This is a genomic window from Verrucosispora sp. WMMD573 (assembly GCF_027497175.1).
In the GTDB taxonomy this organism is placed as follows: domain Bacteria; phylum Actinomycetota; class Actinomycetes; order Mycobacteriales; family Micromonosporaceae; genus Micromonospora.
This window is the reverse complement of sequence record NZ_CP114901.1, coordinates 6,351,591-6,366,518: the sequence shown is the minus strand read 5'-3', so window position 1 is coordinate 6,366,518 and position 14,928 is coordinate 6,351,591. Positions and strand designations below refer to the sequence as shown.

The 14,928-nt window shown below is 70.2% G+C and carries 14 protein-coding genes and 2 tRNA genes; 12 read left to right on the top strand and 4 right to left on the bottom strand.

Annotated features, from left to right (window positions below; genetic code table 11):
* Window positions 1–66 precede the first annotated feature (66 nt).
* The 3 genes from O7601_RS28840 to O7601_RS28830 all read left to right on the top strand — a co-directional run bounded on the left by O7601_RS28840 (window position 67) and on the right by O7601_RS28830 (window position 5,951).
* The gene (locus O7601_RS28840) at window positions 67–2,907 is read left to right on the top strand and encodes a PQQ-dependent sugar dehydrogenase (RefSeq protein ID WP_281564181.1); all 2,841 of its coding nucleotides are present in this window, start codon (window positions 67–69) and stop codon (window positions 2,905–2,907) included.
* Between the two features lie 79 nt (window positions 2,908–2,986).
* On the top strand, window positions 2,987–4,705 hold the full coding sequence (locus tag O7601_RS28835; RefSeq protein ID WP_281564180.1) for a ThuA domain-containing protein: 1,719 nt from the start codon (window positions 2,987–2,989) through the stop codon (window positions 4,703–4,705).
* 238 nt (window positions 4,706–4,943) lie between these two features.
* Window positions 4,944–5,951, top strand: a complete 1,008-nt coding sequence (locus tag O7601_RS28830; protein ID WP_281564179.1) for a sugar phosphate isomerase/epimerase family protein — start codon at window positions 4,944–4,946, stop codon at window positions 5,949–5,951.
* 54 nt (window positions 5,952–6,005) lie between these two features.
* Here O7601_RS28830 and O7601_RS28825 read toward each other — a convergent pair whose 3' ends face one another.
* Both O7601_RS28825 and O7601_RS28820 read right to left on the bottom strand, forming a co-directional pair.
* Window positions 6,006–7,184 (bottom strand): ROK family transcriptional regulator, encoded by a 1,179-nt coding sequence (locus O7601_RS28825; RefSeq protein ID WP_281564178.1) that lies wholly within the window; start codon window positions 7,182–7,184, stop codon window positions 6,006–6,008.
* Between the two features lie 170 nt (window positions 7,185–7,354).
* Window positions 7,355–7,738 (bottom strand): hypothetical protein, encoded by a 384-nt coding sequence (locus O7601_RS28820; RefSeq protein ID WP_281564177.1) that lies wholly within the window; start codon window positions 7,736–7,738, stop codon window positions 7,355–7,357.
* A gap of 276 nt (window positions 7,739–8,014) precedes the next feature.
* On the opposite strand from O7601_RS28820, the gene O7601_RS28815 reads away from it, so the two are divergent.
* The 7 genes from O7601_RS28815 (at window position 8,015) to O7601_RS28785 (ending at window position 13,280) form a co-directional block, all read left to right on the top strand.
* Window positions 8,015–8,087 (top strand) — tRNA-Asn (locus O7601_RS28815).
* 282 nt (window positions 8,088–8,369) lie between these two features.
* A complete protein-coding gene (locus O7601_RS28810) occupies window positions 8,370–9,605 on the top strand; it encodes an FAD-dependent oxidoreductase (RefSeq protein WP_281564176.1) in 1,236 nt (411 codons plus the stop codon).
* Between the two features lie 46 nt (window positions 9,606–9,651).
* The gene (locus O7601_RS28805; protein ID WP_281564175.1) at window positions 9,652–10,602 is read left to right on the top strand and encodes a hypothetical protein; all 951 of its coding nucleotides are present in this window, start codon (window positions 9,652–9,654) and stop codon (window positions 10,600–10,602) included.
* Window positions 10,599–12,296 (top strand): insulinase family protein, encoded by a 1,698-nt coding sequence (locus O7601_RS28800; protein WP_281564174.1) that lies wholly within the window; start codon window positions 10,599–10,601, stop codon window positions 12,294–12,296. The genes O7601_RS28805 and O7601_RS28800 overlap by 4 nt, the downstream gene beginning before the upstream one ends.
* Window positions 12,297–12,446: 150 nt before the next feature.
* Window positions 12,447–12,520 (top strand) — tRNA-Ile (locus O7601_RS28795).
* Window positions 12,521–12,687: 167 nt separating this feature from the next.
* A complete protein-coding gene (locus O7601_RS28790; protein WP_117228533.1) occupies window positions 12,688–12,972 on the top strand; it encodes a type II toxin-antitoxin system Phd/YefM family antitoxin in 285 nt (94 codons plus the stop codon).
* Window positions 12,972–13,280: a type II toxin-antitoxin system RelE/ParE family toxin gene (locus O7601_RS28785; protein WP_281564173.1), complete on the top strand. Its 309-nt coding sequence runs from the start codon at window positions 12,972–12,974 to the stop codon at window positions 13,278–13,280. Before O7601_RS28790 ends, O7601_RS28785 begins: the two co-directional genes overlap by 1 nt.
* 227 nt (window positions 13,281–13,507) lie before the next feature.
* Here the strand turns inward: O7601_RS28785 and O7601_RS28780 are convergent, their stop codons facing one another.
* Window positions 13,508–13,918, bottom strand: coding sequence for a type II toxin-antitoxin system VapC family toxin (locus tag O7601_RS28780; protein WP_281564172.1), 411 nt, complete (start codon window positions 13,916–13,918; stop codon window positions 13,508–13,510).
* Window positions 13,915–14,193 carry a type II toxin-antitoxin system prevent-host-death family antitoxin gene (locus O7601_RS28775; RefSeq protein WP_210838669.1) on the bottom strand — a complete coding sequence of 93 codons (279 nt, stop codon included), beginning with the start codon at window positions 14,191–14,193 and terminating at the stop codon, window positions 13,915–13,917. Before O7601_RS28775 ends, O7601_RS28780 begins: the two co-directional genes overlap by 4 nt.
* Window positions 14,194–14,234: 41 nt before the next feature.
* On the opposite strand from O7601_RS28775, the gene O7601_RS28770 reads away from it, so the two are divergent.
* Window positions 14,235–14,489, top strand: a complete 255-nt coding sequence (locus O7601_RS28770; RefSeq protein ID WP_281564171.1) for a hypothetical protein — start codon at window positions 14,235–14,237, stop codon at window positions 14,487–14,489.
* The gene (locus tag O7601_RS28765) at window positions 14,486–14,887 is read left to right on the top strand and encodes a type II toxin-antitoxin system VapC family toxin (protein WP_281564170.1); all 402 of its coding nucleotides are present in this window, start codon (window positions 14,486–14,488) and stop codon (window positions 14,885–14,887) included. The genes O7601_RS28770 and O7601_RS28765 overlap by 4 nt, the downstream gene beginning before the upstream one ends.
* Window positions 14,888–14,928: the final 41 nt, after the last annotated feature.

Below are 14,928 nucleotides of genomic sequence, written 5' to 3'. Positions count from 1 at the left end.
GCGACGGCGCGCGCCCCGCCCTGGCAGAAGCACTCGTCAGGAAGGGACAGCACTGCGATGTCCACCATGCGCACCACCCGCCACCCCGCACGGTGGTCCACCAGCGCTTCGGCGCTGCTCCTGGTCGTCACAGCCGGCACCGTTGCCATTGCCGGCCCGACCCCGGCCCGCGCCCACCCCATCGTCGCCAGCGACTTCCAGCAGGTCACCCTCGCCAAGGGGGTGGCCGAGGTCGGTGAACCGATGACCCTCGCGGTGTTGCCGGACCGCTCGGTCCTGCACACCGCCCGCAACGGCACCGTGCGTCGCACCGATGCGGCCGGCACCACGACCGTGATCGGTACCGTATCGGTCTACACCCACGACGAGGAGGGTTTGCAGGGCATCGGCGTCGACCCGAACTTCGCCAGCAACCGGCACATCTTCCTCTACTACGCGCCGCCGCTGTCCACTCCGAGCGGCGACGCACCGGCCACCGCCAGCGACTTCTCCGCCTGGCAGGGAGTGAACCGGCTGTCCCGGTTCACCCTCAACGCCGACTTCACGCTCAACCAGTCCAGCAAGGTCGACGTCCTCGACGTGCCCGCCGACCGGGGCATGTGCTGCCACGTCGGCGGCGACATCGACTTCGACGCGGCGGGCAACCTGTACCTCTCCACCGGCGACGACACCAACCCGTTCGACTCGGGCGGCTACTCGCCGCTGGACGAGCGCACCAACCGCAACCCGGCGTACGACGCCCAGCGCAGCGCCGCCAACACCAACGACCTGCGCGGCAAGATCCTGCGCATCAAGGTCAACGCCAACGGGTCGTACTCGATCCCGGCCGGCAACATGTTCGCGCCCGGCACCGCCCGGACCCGCCCCGAGATCTACGCGATGGGCTTCCGCAACCCGTTCCGGATGAGCGTCGACAAGGCCACCGGCGTCGTCTACGTCGGCGACTACGGGCCGGACGCGGGCTCGACCTCCGCACGCGGGCCCAGCGGGCAGGTGGAGTTCAACCGGGTCACCGGGCCCGGCTTCTACGGCTGGCCGTACTGCACCGGCACCAACACCACAAACGAGACGTACGCCGAGTGGAACTTCGCCAACGGCACCGCCGGTCCGAAGTACAACTGCACCGGCGGCGCGACGAACAACTCGTTCCGCAACACCGGCCTGGCCACCCTGCCGGCCGCCAAGCCGTCCTGGATCCGCTACGCCGGTGACGCCGGCAGCCCGCCGGAGTTCGGCGGCGGCTCCGAGTCGCCGAGCGCCGGCCCGGTCTACCGCTACAACGCGGCGTCGACGTCGACCACCAAGTGGCCGCAGAGCTTCGACGGGCTCTTCTTCGCCGGTGAGTTCGGCCGGGGCTGGATCAAGCCGATCCACGTCAACAGCGACGGCTCGGTGGGCGCGATCGACGCGTCGTTCCCGTGGAACGGCAAGCAGGTCATGGACATGGCCTTCGGGCCGGACGGTGCGCTCTACGTGCTGGACTACGGCACCGGCTACTTCAACGGCGACGCCAACTCGGCGCTCTACCGTTACGACTACGTCGCCGGAGGCAACCGGGCACCCACGGCGGTCGCCTCGGCCAACCGGACCTCCGGGGTCGCCCCGTTGAGCGTGAACTTCTCCTCGGCCGGGTCGTCGGACCCGGAGGGTGGGGCGTTGACCTACTCGTGGGCGTTCGGTGACGGCACCACCTCCACGGCGGCCAACCCGAGCAAGACGTACACCGCCAACGGCAGCTACACCGCCACCCTGACCGTACGCGACCCGCAGGGCGCGACCGGCACCGCCAGCGTGCAGATCCGGGTCGGCAACACCGCGCCGACGGTCACCATCAACGGCCCGGTCAACGGATCGCTGTTCTCCTTCGGCGACACCGTGCCGTTCAGCATCACGGTGACCGACCCGGAGGACGGCACCATCGACTGCACCAAGGTCAGAATGACCTACGTGCTGGGCCACGACAGCCACGGCCACCAGATCACCTCACGCAACGGGTGCTCCGGTTCGATCACGATCCCGGTGGACGGGGAGCACGACTACGCGGCGAACATCTTCGCCATCTTCGACGCCGAGTACACCGATGCCGGCGGGCTGACCACCCACACCCAGCACACCCTCCAGCCCCGTAGCCGGCAGGCCGAGCACTACAAGACCTCCTCCGGCATCGCCACCTTCGACAAGGCGGCCGCCGAGGGCGGCAAGACCGTCGGCAACATCAACAACGGTGACTGGATCGCCTTCGAGCCGTACCGGATCAACAATGTGACGTCGTTCAGCGCCCGGGTCTCCTCGGCCGGCTCCGGCGGCACCCTCCAGGTGCGGGCCGGCTCGGCCACCGGCACCGTGCTCGGCTCGGCCACCGTCCCGGTCACCGGCGCCTGGGACACCTTCACCACGGTCACCGGCACCATCAGCAACCCGCCGTCCGGCACCACCACGCTCTACCTGACCTTCGCCGGCACCGGGACCGGCTCGCTCTACGACCTGGACTCGTTCACCTTCACCACCGGCAGCGGTGGTACGGGCGGAACCGGTCCGATCGTCGGCCTGGGCGGTAAGTGTCTGGACGTGCGTAACGCGGCGACGGCCGACGGTACGCAGATTCAGATCTACACCTGCAACGGTACGGCGGCGCAGACGTGGACGGTGACGCCGAACTCGACGATCCGGGCTTTCGGCAAGTGCCTCGACGTCGACGGTGCCGGCTCGGCTGACGGCACGAAGATCCAGTTGTGGACCTGTAACGGCAGTGGTGCGCAGAACTGGTCGGCGCAGTCCAACGGCACGTTGCGTAACCCGAGTTCGGGCAAGTGCCTGGACGTGTCGAGCAACAGCTCCGCCGACGGGCAGGCGGTGCACCTGTGGACCTGCCACACCGGCGCCAACCAGCGCTGGGTCCTGCCCTGATCCGAGGAGGGGCTCCTGGTCAACGCCTAGGGTTGGAAACAGGGGCCCCTCCTGACACCACCAATCGTTGGGAGAGCACATGCGCAGACTCCTCAGAACCGCCGTCGGCCTGGCCACCGCGGCCCTCGCCGTACTCGCCTGCACCACCCCGGCCACCCCGGCCAGCGCCGCCGACGCCCCGTACGACGTACTGGTCTTCTCCAAGACGGCCGGCTTCCGGCACGACTCGATCGCCGTAGGCACCCAGACCATCCGGGATCTGGGCGCGGCGAACAGCTTCACCGTCACCGCCACCGAGGACGCCAACGTCTTCACCACCGGCAACCTCGCCCAGTACGAGGCGGTGATCTTCCTCAACACCACCGGCGATGTGCTCAACAACAGCCAGCAGGGCGCGTTCGAGTCGTACATCGGCTCCGGTGGCGGCTACGTCGGCGTGCACTCCGCCGCCGACACCGAGTACGGCTGGTCCTTCTACGGCAACCTGGTCGGGGCGTACTTCCGCTCCCACCCGGCGATCCAGCAGGCCACCGTCCGGGTGGAGAACCGCGCCCACGCGGCCACCGCCCACCTGCCGCAGAACTGGGTCCGCACCGACGAGTGGTACGACTTCCAGAGCAACCCCCGCTCCGGCGCGCGGGTGCTGGCGAACCTGAACGAGTCCACGTACTCGGGCGGTGTGATGGGCGCCGACCACCCGATCGCCTGGTGCAAGACGTACAACGGCGGTCGGTCCTTCTACACCGGCGGCGGGCACACCCAGGCGTCGTACGCCGAACCGGCCTTCCGGGCGCACCTGCTCGGCGGCATCCGGTACGCGGCCGGCCGCACCAAGGCCGACTGCCGGCCGGAGACCGGCTACACCACCCTCTACAACGGCTCGACAAGCGGCTGGTCCCAGGCCGGGCCGGGCAGCTTCAGCAACTCCGACGCCACGCTGACCTCGGTCGGCGGGATGGGGCTGTTCTGGCACAGCGCCAAGCAGTTCACCAACTACTCGCTGAAGCTGGACTGGCGGGTGGCCGGGGACGACAACTCCGGGGTCTTCATCGGCTTCCCACCGTCGAGCGACCCGAACTCCGCCATCAACAACGGCTACGAGGTGCAGATCGACCCCACCGACGCCGCCGACCGGACCACCGGCGCGGTCTACGGCTTCAAGTCCGCCGACCTCGCCGCCCGGGACGCCGCGCTGAACCCGGCGGGGGAGTGGAACACCTACGAGCTGCTGGTAGAGGGGGAGCGCCTCCAGGTCTTCCTGAACGGCTCGAAGATCAACGACTTCACCAACACCGACCCGGTCCGGTCGCTGGCCGGCCACGTCGGCATCCAGAACCACGGCACCGGCGACGACGTGTCCTTCCGCAACATCCGGATCAAGGAACTCGGCGGCTCGAACCCGCCCCCGGGCGGTGACCGGACCGGTCGGATCACCGGGTTGGCCGGCAAGTGTCTGGACGTGCGTAACGCGGCGACGGCCGACGGTACGCAGATTCAGATCTACACCTGCAACGGTACGGCGGCGCAGACGTGGACGGTGACGCCGAACTCGACGATCCGGGCTTTCGGCAAGTGCCTGGACGTCAATGGTGCCGGCTCGGCTGACGGCACGAAGATCCAGTTGTGGACCTGTAACGGCAGTGGTGCGCAGAACTGGTCGGCGCAGTCCAACGGCACGTTGCGTAACCCGAGTTCGGGCAAGTGCCTGGACGTGTCGAGCAACAGCTCCGCCGACGGGCAGGCGGTGCACCTGTGGACCTGCCACACCGGCGCCAACCAGCGCTGGGTACTGCCGTAGCTGAACGCCCCGGTGCGGCGCTCGCCGTCGCGCCGGGGCACTTTCCTACCGACCGCCGCCCGCCTAGAGTGAGGGACGGCGACCGTGAGGTGGCCGGTGAGTCGGCGGGAGGCGCAACCCGTCGGCCCCAGACGCGACAAGCGTCCACCGGTACATCGTCGGGGCCGCCGCATCCGGTCATCCCTCGCCCCGGTCCCGCAGGTAACGGAATCCCCAACACGACAGGGGAAAAGGACACATGGCGCGACCGATCACGCTGTTCACCGGCCAGTGGGCCGACCTTCCGTTCGACGAGGTGTGCCGGCTCGCCGCCGAGTGGGGCTACGACGGGCTGGAGATCGCCTGCTGGGGCGACCACTTCGAGGTCGACAAGGCCATGGCCGACGACTCGTACGTCGAACGCAAGCGGGAGACGCTCGCCAAGCACAACCTCCAGGTCTTCACCATCTCGAACCACCTGGTCGGCCAGGCGGTCTGCGACCACCCGATCGACGAGCGGCACCAGGGCATCCTGCCCGCCCGGATCTGGGGCGACGGCGAGCCCGAAGGGGTACGCCAGCGGGCCGCAGAGGAGATCAAGGACACCGCCCGGGCGGCGGCGAAGCTCGGCGTGGACACCGTCGTCGGCTTCACCGGCTCGTCGATCTGGCACACCCTGGCGATGTTCCCGCCGGTGCCGCCGGAGATGATCGAGCGCGGCTACCAGGACTTCGCCGACCGGTGGAATCCGATCCTCGACGTCTTCGACTCCGTCGGGGTCCGCTTCGCCCACGAGGTGCACCCCAGCGAGATCGCGTACGACTACTGGACGACGAAGCGGACCCTGGAGGCGATCGGAAACCGGCCCGCGTTCGGGCTGAACTGGGACCCGTCGCACTTCGTCTGGCAGGAACTCGACCCGGTCAACTTCATCTTCGACTTCGCCGACCGGATCTACCACGTCGACTGCAAGGACGCGAAGGTGCGTACCGGCGACGGCCGTCGCGGTCGGCTGGCCTCGCACCTGCCCTGGGCCGATCTGCGCCGGGGCTGGGACTTCGTCTCCACCGGCCACGGCGACGTGCCCTGGGAAGACTGCTTCCGGGCGCTGAACGCCATCGGTTACTCCGGGCCGATCTCCATCGAATGGGAGGACGCCGGGATGGACCGGCTCGTCGGTGCCCCGGAGGCGCTCCAGTTCGTCCGCCGGCTCGCCTTCGACGCGCCGTCCGCCGCGTTCGACGCGGCGTTCAGCAGCAAGGATTGAACCGTCCGGACGCCCGGGGGTCGGCCCGCAGCCGCCCCCGGGCGTCGCCGATGGTCAGCCGGCGCTGAAGACGTGCTCGCTGGCCAGGTGGGCCGCGCCCACCACGGCGGCCCGGCCCGCCAGATCGGACAGGACGATCGGCATGGTGCCGGTGGCCAGCGGCGCCGAGCGCCGGTAGACCACACCACGGATCTCGGAGAGCAGCAGGTGGCCGAGCCCGTCGGGGGCCCCACCGATCACCACGATGCCGGGATTGAAGAAGCTGACCAGACCGACCAGCACCCGACCGAGCCGGCGGGCGGCATCGCGGACCAGCAACTGGGTGGCCGCGTCCCCGGCGGTGGCGGCCGTGGCCACGTCCGCGACGGTGAGCGTGCCCGCCTCGGCCAGCCGCGCGGCCAGCGCCGGGGAGCGATCCGACCGGGCGACCGCCAGCGCCGCCCGGACCAACCCGACATCCCCGCAGTACGCCTCAAGGCAACCGGCCTCACCACAGGCGCAGGGCGGGCCCTCCTCGCCGATCGGTAGGTGCGCGATGTCGCCGGCGCTGCTGGTCGCACCCCGGTAGAGCGACCCGCCGAGCACCAGCCCGCAGCCGATCGCCGTGCCGAGCTTCAGGTAGAGGAAATCCTCGACGGTGCGGCCGATGCCGGCGTGCCGCTCGCCCAGGGCGAGCACGTTCGCGTCATTGTCGACAAGCACCGGGCAGCCCAGCTCGGCGGCGAACGCGTCCCGCACCGGAAAGCGCTGCCAACGGGGCAGGGCGGCCGGTGCGGTGGAGGTGCCGCCGTCGACCGGCCCGGGAAGGGCGACACCGACCCCGGTGAGTTCGGTGACGCCCAACTCGGCGCGGAGCTTGTCGACCAGCTCGACGGCCCGGCCGATGACCAGCTCCGGTCCGTCGCGCACGTCCGCCACCTCGCCGGTCTCGGCCAGCACGTTCAGCTCGCCGTCGGTGATCGCGACGGTGACTCGGTCGGTGGCGACCACCACGCTGCCGAAGCGCACGCCGCCGTTGAGGCGCAGCAGCGACGATCGACGCCCGCCCCGGGAGGCTGCCGGCCCGGCCGTCTCGACCAGCCCTCGGGCGGTGAGCCGGTCCAGCTCGGTGGTGAGGGCCGTCCGGGACAGGCCCAGCAGGTCACCCAGCTCCACCCGGGAGCGGGGACCCTCGTCCCGCAGTAGCCGGACCAACCGTGCCTGCTGCGGATTCTCCGGTCGGACCAGGGCCATCTCGACCACCTCCGTGCGGAGTGTTCCACGGCGGTGTTTCAGACCAGTGGCCGACCGGGAGCGGACCTGTCAACGCCTGCCGCTGCGGCGGTCCGGGGTGATTTGCTGTCGGCCGGGCACACGGACGGGCCCGGCCACCGAGGTCGGTTGCCGGGCCCGTCCGGGGGTGCTCAGAGGGTGCTGCCGTTGGCTCCGGAGCCGGACGGCTTGCTGCGGGGGGTGGCAGACGTCGAGCTGGAACCCGACGAGCCGGAACCCGACTTGGTGCCGGCCGTGGCCGGCGTACCGGCGAACGTGTCGTCGGCGGGGGTGAGCCCCGCCTTGCCGTTGGCGTTGAGCTTCTCGCCCAGCTTGGAGTTGCCGAGCTTGTCCCTGCCCTCGTGGTAGAGACGGTTGGCCTGGGCCTGCGCGACCCCGGCCGCCTCCTGGACGGTCGGGTGGTCGAGCACCTTGCGGCCCCGGACCACCAGCTCCTCGTACTTCTCCCGGCCGGCACGGGCGCCCAGGACGAACCCTGCAGCCAGCCCGCCAAGGAACATGATCTTTCCGCGCATGGCGGCTCCTTTCGTACCTGACGCGCCGTCGTCCCGCTCCCGGATGCCCGGGGGGCGGGACTGACCGATCCGCGCCTGCGTCCTGTCGTCGGCAGCTAACTACCCATCCTGCTCTCCGCTCATACCTCCTTGTGCCAGGATGACGATTTGTCTGGTAAACGGCCGCCGAGCCGCTCGGTGGTCACCGATCAACCCCCTGGACCAACACCCCCCGCCGTCCTGTACTCTTGTGCCCGGCGCGCGGTGCGGAGCGATCCGCTCCGGGCGTTGTTGCGGTCCCCCGTAGCTCAATTGGCAGAGCAGCCGGCTGTTAACCGGCAGGTTTTTGGTTCGAGTCCAAACGGGGGAGCTTCCCTCCTCACCACGACGCCCACCGGATCCGGCCGGTGGGCGTCACCCGTTTCTCCACCAGATCGGGCCGACGCCGCACTCAGCCGGCGGTACCCGGCCAGCCGGGTCTACGCTGGTGCGCGTCGATCCTGCGACGACAGCCGGTGGGTGGGATGTCCGGAATCTGGAAGATCCGCTCGGCCATGATGCGGCCGCCCGGGGCGGTCGTGTGCCCCGGCGTGGCAGCGCTGTCCGCTCGCCACCGGGTCACACCCGGCACGACCGGGGCAGGGCGCACCTGATGCCCGCCGACATCGACGTCGTGGTCGTGGGCGGCGGCCTCGCCGGCCTCGCCGCGGCCCGCCGCCTGCACCGCGCCGGGGTGTCCTGGCGGTTGGTCGAGGCCGCCGACCGGCTCGGTGGCCGGGTCGCCACCGACAGCGTCGACGGCTTCCTGCTGGATCGTGGCTTCCAGGTCCTCAACACGGCGTATCCCCGGCTCGGCGCGCTGCTCGACGTGGACCGTCTCGACCTCGGCTTCTTCGTTCCCGGGGTGCTGGTACGCAAGGGCGACCGGCTGCTGCGACTGGTCAATCCGCTGCGCGATCCCGCCGGTGGCCCGGGCACCGCCCTGGCCTCCGTCGGGTCGCTGCCCGACCGGCTGCGTTTCGCCGCCCTCGCCGCGAGCTACGCCACGCTGCCCGCCGAACGTCTGCTCGCCAGGCCCGAGACCAGCGCCGAGACGGCGCTGCGCAGCGCCGGTCTGTCCCACGCCATCATCGAGGACCTGCTGCGCCCGTTCCTGTCCGGCGTGCTGCTCGACCGGGAACTGGCCACCTCCAGCCACGTCCTGGCCATGGTGCTGCGCTCGTTCGCCCGAGGTCGGGTCGGCCTGCCCGCCGACGGGATGGCGGCGTTGCCCCGAGCCGTCGCTGCCGCGCTACCGGCCGGGCTGCTGGACCTCAACACCACAGTCGTCGAGGTGGCGCCGGGGCGGGTCCGGACCACCGCCGGGGAGTTGCGCTGCCGGGCCGTCGTCGTCGCCGTCGACCCGCCCGCCGCCGCCCGGCTGCTGGACCTGCCGCCGGTGCTCATGCACGGCTACACCACCTACTACCATGCCACCACCGAGCCGTCGGTGGCCGAGCCGATCCTGCTCATCGACGGGGACCGCCGCGAGATGATCGCCAACACGGTGGTGGTCAGCCGCGCCGCGCCCAGCTACGCGCCGCCCGGCCGGCACCTGATCGCCACCTCCGTGGTCGGGCCGTCGGTACCGTCCGAGTCGGCCGTGCGGCTGGAACTGACCCGGCTGTACGGGCGGCCCACCGGCGGCTGGGAGCACCTGACCACTGTGACGATCCCCGCCGCGCTGCCCGCCGCGCCGCCCCCGCAGGGCCGGCTACGAAAGCCGGTGGCGCTGGGAAACGGGCTGTTCGTCGCCGGTGACCACCGCGACAGCCCGTCGATCCAAGGGGCACTCGCCAGCGGATGGCGCACCGCCGGCGCCACCCTGCGGCACCTGCGCGAGCACTGAAATTCGAAGTCACCAGGCCCAATGATGATCACTTATGATCTTCGCCATGCCCCGACCCCTCGCGCCGCCGGTGTTCGACACCGCGGCGGCGTACCCCCAGGTGGCCGCCGCCCGTGACGCGCTGGCCGCTGGCGACTGGCCGGCGATGCGGGCCGTGGTCGACGCCCAGGACGCCCACGGTAGAACGGTCCTCGTCGGTGGGGTAGAAGACGCGGCGGACGCCGAGACCTTCCTCCGAAAGGTGCTCGCCGCACAACCGGACGACCCGGTGGCCGCCGCAATGCTGGGGGCGCACCTGATCCGCGCCGGGTGGCGGATCCGGACCGCCCAGCGGGCGCAGGATGTCAGCCGGGAACAGTTCGCCCAGTTCTTCGATCATCTGCGCCGGGCCGAGCAGGTCCTCATCGAGGCCACCGCCCGCCACCCGGACGACGCGGCAGCCTGGACCCAGCGGGTCACCAGCGCCCGCGGCCTGCAACTCGGCCAGGCCGAGGCCCGCCGCCGCTACGACCGCCTCGCCGCCAGGCATCCACACCACCTGCCGGCCCAGAGTTCCCTGTTACAGCAGCTCTGCCCGAAGTGGAGCGGCACCTGGGAGAAGGCGCACGACTTCACCCGGGAATGCACTGCGGCCGCACCGCCCGGCGCGCCCAACGCCGTCCTCATCGTCGAGGTGCACCTGGAACAGGCATTCGACCACGGCACCCTGTCCGCTGCGCGGGCATTCCTGCGCGGCCAACAGGTGCGCGCCGCGATCCACGACGCGGCCCAGCGCTCCATCTGGCACCCCGAGTTCCGCCACGGTTGGGGCTGGGTCCGGGTACGCAGCACCTTCGCTCTCGCCTTCTGCCTGATGCAGGAGTGGACGTCGGCGGCGCAGCAGTTCGCCGCCCTCGGTGACCTCGGCGACGAGTCGATGTTCGGCTACTTCGGCGACGCGGTCGCGCAGTTCCAGCGGTTCCGCGACAAGGCGTACGCGAAGGGCGGCCAGCCGTGATCCAACACCTCGAAACCGACGGAGTGCCGACCCTGCTCGCCCCCACCGGCGGGCCTATGCGTGCCGGGCTGACCTTCCGGGTCGGCACCGCCGACGAGACGCTGGCCCGCCACGGCATCACCCACCTGCTCGAACACCTCGTTCTCGCCCCGCTCGGCACCGCCGACTACCACTTCAACGGCGCCACCGGACCAACCTTCACCACCTTCCACATGCAGGGCTCCGCACCCGACATCGCCACCTTCCTCACCTCCGTCTGCACCAACCTGACCGACCTGCCGACCGGGCGGCTTGAGGTGGAGAAGGACATCCTGCGCACCGAGTGGAGCAGCCGGGGCGGCGCAGCCATCGACGACATCCCGTTGTGGCGCCACGGCGCCCGCGACCACGGGCTCAGCAGCTACCCGGAATGGGGACTGGGCAGGCTCACCGCCGAGGAACTGCGCCAGTGGGCCGCACGCTGGTTCACCCGGGAGAACGCGGTGCTCTGGATCGCCGGTGACCGGGTGCCCGACGGGCTGCGGCTGGACCTGCCCGCCGGCACCCGGCAGCCGGTACCGGCGGCCTCGTCGGCGCTGCCGACCACCCCGGCGTACTTCGTGCACGGCTCACGGGCGGTGGTGCTCGACGCCGTCGTGCGGCGCCGCACCGCCGCGAACGTCTTCGCCGAGGTGCTGGAGCGCGAACTGTTCCGGGCGCTGCGCCAGGACGCCGGTCTCTCCTACACCATCGGCAGCGGCTACGAACCGCGTGGCGACGGCCAGGCCCACCTGCGGGCCCTCGCCGACTCGCTGGCCGAGAAGCAGGACGCCGTGCTCGGCGGATTCATCGACGTGCTGGCCAAGCTTAGGGTGGGCCGGATCGAGCAGAGCGACCTCGACGCCGTGGTGGCCAAGCGAATCGACATGTACGCCACCGCCGAGGCCGACGCCACCCGGTTGCCCGCGTACGCCTTCAACCTGCTCACCGGCGAGCCCAACCGCACCATCGACGAGCAGCTCGCGCAGCTGAAGGCGGTCACCCTCGCCGACCTGCACGAGGTCGCCCAGGAGGCGTACGCCTCGGCCCTGCTGATGGTGCCGAACGGAACCAGCGCCGACTGGGCCGGCTTCACCGCCGCGCCCACCTCGTCGGAGTCGACCGTCCCGGGCACCACCTACCGTGCCCGCGACGACGACAGTCGACTGCTCATCGGCACCGAGGGGGTCAGCCACCTCAGCGCCGGTGGCACCATCACCGTCACGTTCGCCGACTGCGCCGTGATGCTGGCCTGGCCCGACGGCGCCCGGCAGCTCATCGGTCACGACGCGATCGTGCTGCACATCGAGCCGACCCTGTTCGACATGCGCCCGGCTGCGATGCACCTCATCGACAGCGGAGTACCGATCGACCGGCAGATCACCATGCCGCCCCGCGACCCGCAGAGCATTCCGCAACCGCGTGCCCTCCGCGCGGCCCGCGAGCACCTGGCCCGGCCGAAGCGGGCCGGTTGGGAGATCCTGCTGATGGTGCTCAGCGGCTTGGCGACGCTGGTGGTGGGCGGATTCACCCTGCTGCTCACCATCGGCATGCTGATCAGCCCCACCGCCGAGGAGGACGTCGCCGTCCTGTGGGGTGCGGTCGCGATCGGCTGGCTGCTCACTGTTATCCTCGCGTTGCCCATCGTGCTGCTGACACGAGGGCGACGCCGGTGAGGAGAGACCGTGGCCGCCGGATGTCTCCCGACCTGCACCGCACGGCGCTCGCATCCAGCGTCCGACCTTGCGGTCCGTCGGACCGCGAGGAGGCCGGGAAGGCTCGTTGGCCGATGATCGACTGGGCGGGATAAGATCCGGCCCGGTGCCGGGGCGGTAGCTCAGCCGGTTAGAGCAGGGGACTCATAATCCCTCGGTCGCGGGTTCGAGTCCCGCCCGCCCCACCTCAGACGGATACCCAAACGGAGGGCCAGTGCGGTGAAGCCGCAGGCCACGGCCGATATCTCGTGTGCTGGTATCGCGGCTCGACGCCGCAACCCCGGACAGCGCCGCCTCGGGGGTGGGGCGAAGAACGTGGTCAGAATTCTGACCAGTCGCTAGAATGGTCGCTATGGAGACCATTCCGATCACGGAAGCCAAGGCCCGGATCGCCGAGCTTGCCGACCGGGTCGCTCGGGAACACGACCACTTCACGATCACCCGGAACGGCCGCGCCGACGTGATGCTGATCTCGGTCGCCGAGTACGAGTCGATGCGGGAGACGCTCGACCTGCTCTCCGACGACGAGGCCCTCGCGGATCTGCGCCAGTCGCGGGAGGATTTCGCGGACGGCGACACGTTCTCGATGGACGAGGTTCGCGCCGAGTTGGAACGGCGTCGCGGTAGGGCGGCCTGATGCCGTCGCAAGGCGGGCGGCGGGACGACACGGGCGAGGCCAGCCCGTACACGGTGATGTTCTCGCGGCAGGCCCGCCGCAACCTGCACGAGGACCTGCCGCTGGAGGTCGCGGTCGCGGCGACGGAGACCATCCAGCACGCGATAGCGGTCAACCCCTATCGGGCGGGCAAACCACTCGACGAACCCTTCGACGGCTTCCACTCCGCCCGCCGCGGCACCTACCGGATCATCTACCGGATCAACGAGGCCAAGCGTGTCGTGGAGATCCACTCGATCCGCCACCGACGCGACGCCTACCGCTTCTAGGGCCACGTCTGGAATCGCGCTTCATTGGGCTGGCCGGCCCGTTCGCAGCGGTAATGGGCCACCGGCGATGATCACCGACTGGTTCGCATGGTGGTGCCTCCGGCCCATCCGAAACGGATACCCGAACAGAGGGGTGCAAGGCGGCAGAAGCGCGGGCCATGGTCGATGCCGTGGCCGCACTGCCGGGCGGCGGCCGGAACCTTGTACCCGGGTGGTGGATTCGTGGGTCAGTTCTGGCCTGGGCTTGCTACGGGTAGTCCTGCTTCCTTGGCGCATTCGAGCAGTCGCCGGTCGTAGGTGACGAAGGCGGTCAGTGCCGTGCCGGACTCGTTGGTCAGAACCTGGGCGGTGGCCAGGTGGATGGCGTCGAGGCTGCGGAGCGTCGGCTCGGCGAACGCGGCTGCGGTCGCGCGGATCGTGCTGTCGATCTCCAGTCGGAAGAGCCGTCCGACGGCGGCCGGCACTCCGATCAACGCTTGCGGAGCTGATCGGCGCAGCGCTCTGGGCACTTCCACCTCGACAAGAGCGGAGGAGACCAGCGGCACGTCGTCGTGCTTGTTGAGCCAGGAGACAAGGTCGGTACTGCACATTTCCTGCCGAACCAGCTTGACGACGGCAGCTGAATCGAGATAGATCACCAGCGCTCCTCGTCACGCATCGCGGCGAGCGAGGCAGCCACGTCCACGTTCTCGTCACCGAGTTTTGGCGGAAGTGGCACAGAGCCACCGCCGGTGGGGGCGACGGCTCGTCCTGCCGCTACCAGCTTGGCCAGTATCGACCTGTCGTCGCCTACCGGAACAAGTCGGGCGATCGGGTGTCCCCGGTCGGTGATCTCAACGGTCTCGCCGCCACTTACCCGAGCCAGAACCTGGCTCGTGTTCTGGTTCAGCTCCCGGACACCGATGCGTTCCATGGACAGGAGTGTAGAACTGACGCTGCATGCATAATAAATGCATGGTTGCTCTTCAGATTCGGGACGTGCCGGAAGAAGTACGAGACGCCTTGGCGGCGCAGGCCAGGGCGCGCGGGCAGTCGCTCCAGGCGTACCTGCTGGATCTGGTGGAGACGCAGGCTCGGCGGCTGCGCAACACGGCGGCCCTTGATCGCTTCGCCGGCCGATTGGACGGTGCTCGCGCCCTGCCGGGGGAGAGCGCGGCCGAGTTGGATGACCAGCGGGAGCAGCGCGGACCAGGGGGAAGCGCCGCGTGATCGTCGTGGATGCGTCGGTTCTGACCGATGCCCTGGTCGACGACGGGCCGGTCGGCGATGCGGCGCGGGCGGAGCTGACCGGCGATCCGCACTGGGCCGCACCGAGCCATCTTCTGGTCGAGGTCATGTCGGTGATCAGAGGCAAGGTCCTCGGTGGGAAACTGGGCCTTGCCCGGGCTCAGGAGGCGATCGACACCCTGCCCTCGTTGGTCATTGATGAGGTTGGTGTTGTCGTGCTGCTCGACCGGATATGGCAGTTGCGGGGCAATGTCACGGCGTACGACGCGGCTTACGTCGCGGCGGCGGAACTGTTGGCCTGCCCACTCGTGACCGGTGATGGCCGGCTCGCCAAGGCCAGTGGCGTCCGCTGCGAGTTCCGACTGCTCGCGGTGTCCTGACGGTGGCTGCCCGAGGATCGTCGGCCTGACGCCCGTGGGCA

Bases quoted from the DNA above. Each gene is read 5' to 3' on its own strand.
- O7601_RS28820 (WP_281564177.1), bottom strand. From the start codon at position 7,738: ATGCGCGGAAAGATCATGTTCCTTGGCGGGCTGGCTGCAGGGTTCGTC.
- O7601_RS28840 (WP_281564181.1), top strand. From the start codon at position 67: ATGCGCACCACCCGCCACCCCGCACGGTGGTCCACCAGCGCTTCGGCG.
- O7601_RS28785 (WP_281564173.1), top strand. From the start codon at position 12,972: ATGCCGTCGCAAGGCGGGCGGCGGGACGACACGGGCGAGGCCAGCCCG.
- O7601_RS28830 (WP_281564179.1), top strand. From the start codon at position 4,944: ATGGCGCGACCGATCACGCTGTTCACCGGCCAGTGGGCCGACCTTCCG.
- O7601_RS28790 (WP_117228533.1), top strand. From the start codon at position 12,688: ATGGAGACCATTCCGATCACGGAAGCCAAGGCCCGGATCGCCGAGCTT.
- O7601_RS28810 (WP_281564176.1), top strand. From the start codon at position 8,370: ATGCCCGCCGACATCGACGTCGTGGTCGTGGGCGGCGGCCTCGCCGGC.
- O7601_RS28805 (WP_281564175.1), top strand. From the start codon at position 9,652: ATGCCCCGACCCCTCGCGCCGCCGGTGTTCGACACCGCGGCGGCGTAC.
- O7601_RS28770 (WP_281564171.1), top strand. From the start codon at position 14,235: ATGGTTGCTCTTCAGATTCGGGACGTGCCGGAAGAAGTACGAGACGCC.
- O7601_RS28835 (WP_281564180.1), top strand. From the start codon at position 2,987: ATGCGCAGACTCCTCAGAACCGCCGTCGGCCTGGCCACCGCGGCCCTC.
- O7601_RS28775 (WP_210838669.1), bottom strand. From the start codon at position 14,193: ATGGAACGCATCGGTGTCCGGGAGCTGAACCAGAACACGAGCCAGGTT.
- O7601_RS28825 (WP_281564178.1), bottom strand. From the start codon at position 7,184: ATGGCCCTGGTCCGACCGGAGAATCCGCAGCAGGCACGGTTGGTCCGG.